Source organism: Xanthomonas pisi DSM 18956 (assembly GCF_001010415.1).
In the GTDB taxonomy this organism is placed as follows: domain Bacteria; phylum Pseudomonadota; class Gammaproteobacteria; order Xanthomonadales; family Xanthomonadaceae; genus Xanthomonas; species Xanthomonas pisi.
The window spans coordinates 75,169-81,450 of record NZ_JPLE01000034.1 but is presented as its reverse complement, the minus strand read 5'-3'; the positions used below and the strand labels follow the sequence as shown (position 1 = coordinate 81,450).

The following is a 6,282-nucleotide window of genomic DNA, read 5'->3' as shown; positions in this document are numbered from 1 at the left end:
CGCAACTTCCAGGCCAACTCGCAGATGATCTCGACCCAGGACCAGGTCACCCAGACGATCATCAATATTCGTTAACGGCTGGGATTGGTGATTGGGGATTGGGGATTCGTAAACGCTGGCTATTGCGACCTGGCAGAAGAGGGGCAGGGCCGGCATCCGTTTAGCGGAATACCGGCTCTTGCCAATCCCTAATCCCCAATCACCAATCCCAGCCGTTAACGAATATTGATGATCGTCTGGGTGACCTGGTCCTGGGTCGAGATCATCTGCGAGTTGGCCTGGAAGTTGCGCTGGGCCACGATCATGTTCACCAGCTGCTCGGTCAGGTCGACCGTGGACGATTCCAGCGAGCCGGATTCGATCTGGCCCAGGTCCGAGGTGTCTGGCGCACCGGTGCGGGCGGCGCCGGAGGTGTAGCTTTCGGCCCACATGTTGTTGCCCTGCGACTGCAGGCCCTGCGGGTTGACGAAGCTGCTCAGCGCAACCTGGCCCAGCGGCTTGTCGGCGCCGTTGGAGTAGCGCGCGAACACCACGCCGCTGGTGTCGATGCTGATCTCGTTGAGCTTGCCGCTGGCGTAGCCGTCCTGGCGGGTGTCGCGCAGCGCGAAGGCTTCGCCGTACTGGGTCGAGCCGCTGACATTGAGCCGCATGTTCAGCACGCCGGCACCGGTGCTGGGGGTGAACGGGTCCATCGTGATGATGCCGTTGGCCGGGGTGGTCAGCGAGCCGGTGTCGGAAAACTGCAGTGTGGTCGGCGCACCGACCGCCGCACCGTCCACGTAGTTGTGCACCTGCCATTCGTTCGGATTGGCGGTCTTGACGAAATAGGAGGTCTGCACGTGGCTGACGCCCAGCGAGTCATAGACGTTGATGCCGCCGGTGGAATGGCTGTAGGTCTTGTCGTCGGCCGGGCTGAACGGGGTCACCGTCGGTGCGGTGGCATTGCCGGGCAGGGTAAAGGCCAGGTTGACCGTGGAGGTCGACTTGGGCGGGCTGTCGGTGGTCAGCAACTGCAGGTCCGACAGGCGGCCCACGTCGAAGCCATTGCCGCTGGGGTTGGGAGCGAACACCTGCAGGCGTGCACCCTGCGGATTGACCACGTAGCCGTTGGCATCGGTCTGGAAGTTGCCGGCGCGGGTGTACATCTTGGCGCCATTGGAGGTCACGGTGAAGAAGCCTTCGCCGGAGACGGCCAGGTCCAGGCTGCGCCCGGTCGGGTCGATATTGCCCTGCGAGAACTGCTGCGCCACGTTGCTGACCCGCACGCCCGAACCCACCGCATTGCGCGACAGGCCGTAGCTGGTGCTCTGGAACATGTCGGCGAACTCGGCACGCGATTCCTTGAAACCGGTGGTGTTGACGTTGGCGATGTTGTTGGAGGTGACGTTCAGATCGGCATTGGCTGCGTTGATGCCGGACAACGAGGTATTGAAAGCCATGGATGAGTTCCTTTGAGTGTCGGTTGCCGGCTCAGCTGACGCGGAGCACGTTGGCGAGCGGGGACGTACCGAGCCCCGTCAGGTTGAGATACAGGCCGTCCGAGCCGATCGTGACGCTGTCCACCGGTGCATCGACATAGGTGGACAATTTGCTCTTGGAACCGGCGGTGTCGGTCTGGGTTGCGGTAATGCCGTACTTGCCGGCAGCCATGCGGTTGCCGTTGGCGTCGGTGCCATCCCAGGCGAACGACACCTCGCCGGCGGCGCTGGCCGGCACGCTGAGCTGCTTGACGAAGGCGCCGTTGGCATCGGTGATTTCGAAATTGACGAAGCCGGCCGAGGTCGCAGCGACCACGCCCTTGGCTGAGCCGGTGGCGTCGATCGCCACCTGCGCCGAGGGCACCAACACGTTGTGCCCGACCAGCGCCGCGCCCTTGAGCACCTGATCGCTGCTCTGCGCCGCGGAGAAGCTGCTGACCTTGGTGTTGAGATCGCCGATGCCCTGCACGGTGGAGAACTGCGCCAACTGGCCCAGAAACGCGCTGTTTTCCATCGGTTTGAGCGGATCCTGGTGTTGCAGCTGCTCGGTCATCAGCTTGAGGAAGTCGGCCTGGCCCAGGGACTCCTCCTTCTTTTTCGTGGATGCGGCGCTGCTGGTGCTCAGCCCAAGGCTGGCGTAGAGGTCACTGCCGATCGTGCTCATCTGGAATGGTCCGTTAGTAAAGGTCAGCTAGGAAGGGTCAGCGACCCATCGTGAGAGTCGCGAGCGCCAGTTCCTTGGCGGTATTGAGCATTTCCACGCCTGCCTGGTAATTGCGCGAGGCGGAAATCATGTTGACCATCTGCGAGACCGGGTCCACGTCGGGCGAGAACACGTAGCCGTCGGCATCGGCCAGCGGATGGCCGGGCTCGTAGCGACGGATCGGCGGCGCGTTGGTGGTGGTGATCTCCTTGACGTTCACCGAGGTCAGGCTGGGGTCCTGACGGTTTCGCTGGGCCTGGAAGATCGGCTCGATCGGCTTGTAGGTCGCTTCGGCAGAACCGGCCACCGAGTCGGCATTGGCCAGGTTGGAGGCGATGGTGCTCAGGCGGACCGACTGCGCGTGCAGCGCCGAGCCGGCCACATCGAAGATGGGAAGGTTGCTCATGACTTATTGGCCCGTGATCGCGGTGAGCATCGAGCGCACCTTGGATTCGAGGAAGCTCAGCGACGCGCGGTACTCCAGCGCGGCGCGGCCGTAGGCGGCGCGTTCTGCATCCGGATCGACGGTATTGCCGTCCAGGCTCGGCTGGTCGGATTCGCGGGTGATCTGGAACGGGTTGAGCCCGGCGCTGCCGCCCACTTCGTAATGCTTGGCGTCGGTGGCCTGCATCAGGCCGCCGTCCTGCACGCCCTGGGCCGATTTCAGCGCCGCTTCGAAGTTGAGATCCTTGGCCTTGTACCCGGGGGTGTCCACATTGCTCAGGTTGCTGGCAATGAGCTTCATGCGCTGCTCGCGCAGCGTCAACGCGTCGCCATGGACGCCGAGAAACGAAGAGAAGGGACTGGACACGGTGCTCTCCCGCGAAGTGTTGCCAGGGAGGAAGCAATGTTTGTGCCAATCGAGGCGGTACGGGCCGCGCAACGCGGAGAAAGATCGGCGCTGCCGACGCAGGGCAGCTGGCCGTCCGGAAGACGCGATGGACCCGTGTCCGTCACGACGGTCGCTTCAATCAAGGGTGGCAAGCCGGAAGGTCCGGCATTCCCTGGGGGACGGTCTGGCGTCGCAGGTATCGCTTCGGGCGCGCGTCGACGCACCGACGCAATTTCCGAGCCGCGGTACCCTTGCAGCCCGGCGCAGCGCCTTGTCCCTGCGATCGGCGCCGCTCCGGCGGCCGATCGACCTGCTCAGGCCGCTTCGGCGACCACTTTCAGGCGCGCCAGTACGTAATCGGCCAGTTCGTGGGCGCTGTACTTGGCCACGAAGGCGTTGGCGCCCACCTGCTCGACCATGGCGTTGTTGAACACGCCCGACAAGGAGGTATGCAGCAGCACGTACAGGCCTTGCAGGCCCGGCGTGCGCCGGATTTCCGTCGTCAGCGTGTAGCCGTCCATTGCCGGCATTTCGATATCGGAGATCACCATGGCATAGCGGTCGGCCGGGTTTTCGCCCGACGCGGCCACCTGCAGGAGGTGATCCAACGCCTGGCGGCCGTCGGACAACAAGGTCGCCGACACGCCCAACTGGTCGAGCACGCTGCGGATCTGCTGACGCGCCACCCGCGAATCGTCCACCACCAGTACCTGGAACTGGCGATCGTAGGCCACCAGCTGCAGCGATGGGTCCAGCTGCACGTCCTTGCTGACCTTGGCGATGTCGGCCAGCACGCTTTCCACGTCGATCACCTGGATCAGCTCGCCCTGGAACCGCGTTACCGCCGTCAAATAAGTGGCTTCGGCGCCAAGTTCCGGTGGCGGATGGATATCTTCCACCGCGATATTGACGATGCGCTCCACGCCGCTGACCAGAAACCCCTGGACCGAGCGGTTGAATTCGGCCACCACCAGGTAGCCGGGCCCGTTTTCCGAGTGCGAATCGCGCTCCGGATGGCCGATGGCCAGGCCCAGATCCAGTACCGGCACCGACCGCCCGCGCACGTCGGCAACGCCGGCGAACTCGGTAGGCAGGCCGGGCACCTGGAACAGCTCCGGCCGGCGCAGCACTTCCTGGACCTTGAAGACGTTGACGCCAAAAAGCTGGCGTCCGCCCAGCCGGAACAGCAGCAGCGCCAGTCGGTTGTGGCCAGCCAGTCGGGTGCGCTGGTCGATGCGGTTGAGCAGATCGTGGGTCATGGGGCAGATATCGACAGCGCCGCCGGGAAACTTGAGGACTTTGTGGTTGATCGGGGGCGCTGTCGGGATTCGGGATTCGGGAGTGGGGATTCGCTCGAGCGTCGGGATTCGGGATTCGGAAGTGGTGATTCGCTCAAGCGTCGGGATTGGGGGATTGGGGATTGGCTCAAGGGCGTGAATCAGCGCGTTGGTCAGGCCGTTGCTGCTTTTGCAGCCCTGTCGGAGACAGTTGGTCGGATAGATGCGCTGGCTGAAAGGGCCTTGGCACCGGCTAAATGCATCACCCGCGAGGCCGCTTTTACGAATCCCCAATCCCGACTCCCCAATCCCGGCAAAAAACAGGCACACCTCTTGCACTGCCTGTTCCGTCTTCCTCCGGATCTGGTCCCATGCGCCTGCTCCTGCTTGTCATCTTGTTGGCTGCCGCTCCGGCCTGGGCCCAGAGCTATCAGTCTGTCGATTCCATCCGCGCTGCGGCGCTGGCCACGGTCGGGCCGGATGCCGAAGCCGAGGCCACGCTCGATCCAGGTCTGCGCATGCCGGCCTGTCCGATCGCGCTGCAGGCCCAGCCCACCGGCACCAACACCGTCGAAGTGGCCTGCCCGCAGCCGGCCGGTTGGCGCCTGTTCGTGCCGCTGAAGGTGCGCCGCAACCAGGATGTGCTGGTGCTGCGCCGGGGCATCAGCGCTGGAGAAACCATCTCGCTGGCCGATATCAGTATCGAGAAGCGTGACGCCGCCCGCATCGTCGGTGCGGTGCTGGCCGATCCGGTGGCGGCGGTGGGCAAGACCGCCCGGCGCGTCCTGCCGGCCGGCTCGCTGCTCTCGGCCAACGATCTGGTGACGCAGCGGCTGGTCCGGCGCGGCGACACCGTCCCGCTGGTGGCGCGCAACGGCGGTCTGGAGGTGCGCATGAGCGGTCGCGCACTCTCCGATGCCGGCGAAAACGAGCGCGTTTCCGTCGAAAATTCCTCGTCCCGCCGTGTGGTGCAGGGGATTGTTGAAGCGAGCGGAACCGTTGTGGTCTCCAGGTAAAAATTCTCTATAAAGTTTTTTTTCTGGGTGCCGTTATCCCCTACGACCTGTAGAGGAGTTCCTGACATGACCCAGAAAATCGAAGGCAATCTACCGACCGCTGCCACCCTTCGTACCGCGGCCACGAGCAGCAAGATCGCTTCGGCCGGCGAAGATCGCGCGTCCCCGGTTGCCGCAACCCCGCCCACCGACAGCGTCAAGCTGACCGGCGAGGCGACCAACCTGCAGAACCTGCAGCGCGAGCTTTCGCAGTCCTCGGCGATCGACACCGGTCGCGTCCAGGCGGTGAAGGATGCGTTGCAGAACGGCAGCTACTCCATCAATCCGGATGCCATCGCCAGCCGCATGATGGATCTGAATCAGCAACTGGCGGGTTGATTCCCGACTTAAAAGGATGAACGTGAACGAGTTCCTGCAACGTCTCAGCGATGCGCTGGCCGGCGAGCGCCAGGCATTACTCGAGAACGACATCGATGGCTTGATGCGGCACACGCAGGACAAGCTGTCGGCGCTGCGCGCGCTTGAAGCAGCAATGCCCGAAGGCGAAGAAGACCGTCTGCGTGAGCTGGCCGAAGCCAACCGCGCCAATGGTGCGCTGCTGGCACGCCGCCGCCGCGAGGTGAACTGGGCGTTGCGGCACCTGGGGCGTACCGAAAGCGCGCCTTCGTACGATGCCAAGGGCCAATCCAACGTGCTGCGCGGCGGACGTTCACTGGCAGTGGCCTGAGCCAGCCATCCTGCGTCGGGCGTACGCACCGTGTGTGCTGCGCGCAGATCGATGCGGTGGCAGACGGCGATGCGGCGGTGCTGCCGTCGACAAGGCCGGCTGGTCGTCGTTGCAGTACCGACTCAGAAGAACGGCGTGGGGTGACCGCCGTGACATCACGCACGCGCGCCACTGCAGATCACTGGCCGCGCCTGCAAGTGGTGCATGAAGCCGTTTCAAAGACGGCTCTAAGACCAAGCGGCGATACGG

At 64.2% G+C, this 6,282-nt stretch carries 9 protein-coding genes; 4 read left to right on the top strand and 5 right to left on the bottom strand.

Annotation, left to right across the window (positions count from 1 at the left end):
- Positions 1-75, top strand: a 75-nt coding sequence (locus tag Y887_RS21435) for a flagellar basal body rod C-terminal domain-containing protein (protein WP_157004323.1), incomplete at its 5' end; no start/stop codon positions are given.
- Between the two features lie 140 nt (positions 76-215).
- On the opposite strand, the gene flgE is transcribed toward Y887_RS21435, so the two are convergent.
- From flgE to Y887_RS09290, 5 genes are all read right to left on the bottom strand, one after another.
- On the bottom strand, positions 216-1,439 hold the full coding sequence (gene flgE / locus Y887_RS09310; protein ID WP_046964060.1) for a flagellar hook protein FlgE: 1,224 nt from the start codon (positions 1,437-1,439) through the stop codon (positions 216-218).
- 31 nt (positions 1,440-1,470) lie between these two features.
- Complete coding sequence (locus Y887_RS09305; RefSeq protein WP_046964059.1) at positions 1,471-2,142, bottom strand: flagellar hook assembly protein FlgD; 672 nt, start codon at positions 2,140-2,142, stop codon at positions 1,471-1,473.
- 37 nt (positions 2,143-2,179) lie between these two features.
- Positions 2,180-2,587 carry a flagellar basal body rod protein FlgC gene (gene flgC, locus Y887_RS09300; protein WP_046964058.1) on the bottom strand — a complete coding sequence of 136 codons (408 nt, stop codon included), beginning with the start codon at positions 2,585-2,587 and terminating at the stop codon, positions 2,180-2,182.
- Between the two features lie 3 nt (positions 2,588-2,590).
- Positions 2,591-2,992 carry a flagellar basal body rod protein FlgB gene (flgB, locus tag Y887_RS09295; RefSeq protein ID WP_046964057.1) on the bottom strand — a complete coding sequence of 134 codons (402 nt, stop codon included), beginning with the start codon at positions 2,990-2,992 and terminating at the stop codon, positions 2,591-2,593.
- Positions 2,993-3,327: 335 nt separating this feature from the next.
- The gene (locus tag Y887_RS09290; protein ID WP_003482947.1) at positions 3,328-4,272 is read right to left on the bottom strand and encodes a chemotaxis protein CheV; all 945 of its coding nucleotides are present in this window, start codon (positions 4,270-4,272) and stop codon (positions 3,328-3,330) included.
- A gap of 389 nt (positions 4,273-4,661) precedes the next feature.
- Here Y887_RS09290 and flgA point away from each other — a divergent pair, with 389 nt between their 5' ends.
- The 3 genes from flgA (at position 4,662) to Y887_RS09275 (ending at position 6,033) form a co-directional block, all read left to right on the top strand.
- Positions 4,662-5,306, top strand: coding sequence for a flagellar basal body P-ring formation chaperone FlgA (gene flgA, locus Y887_RS09285; RefSeq protein WP_017154646.1), 645 nt, complete (start codon positions 4,662-4,664; stop codon positions 5,304-5,306).
- Positions 5,307-5,372: 66 nt separating this feature from the next.
- The gene (gene flgM / locus Y887_RS09280; protein ID WP_014503328.1) at positions 5,373-5,684 is read left to right on the top strand and encodes a flagellar biosynthesis anti-sigma factor FlgM; all 312 of its coding nucleotides are present in this window, start codon (positions 5,373-5,375) and stop codon (positions 5,682-5,684) included.
- A gap of 16 nt (positions 5,685-5,700) precedes the next feature.
- Entirely contained in the window at positions 5,701-6,033 is a 333-nt protein-coding gene (locus tag Y887_RS09275; RefSeq protein ID WP_046964056.1) for a flagella protein, read from the top strand.
- Positions 6,034-6,282 lie beyond the last annotated feature (249 nt).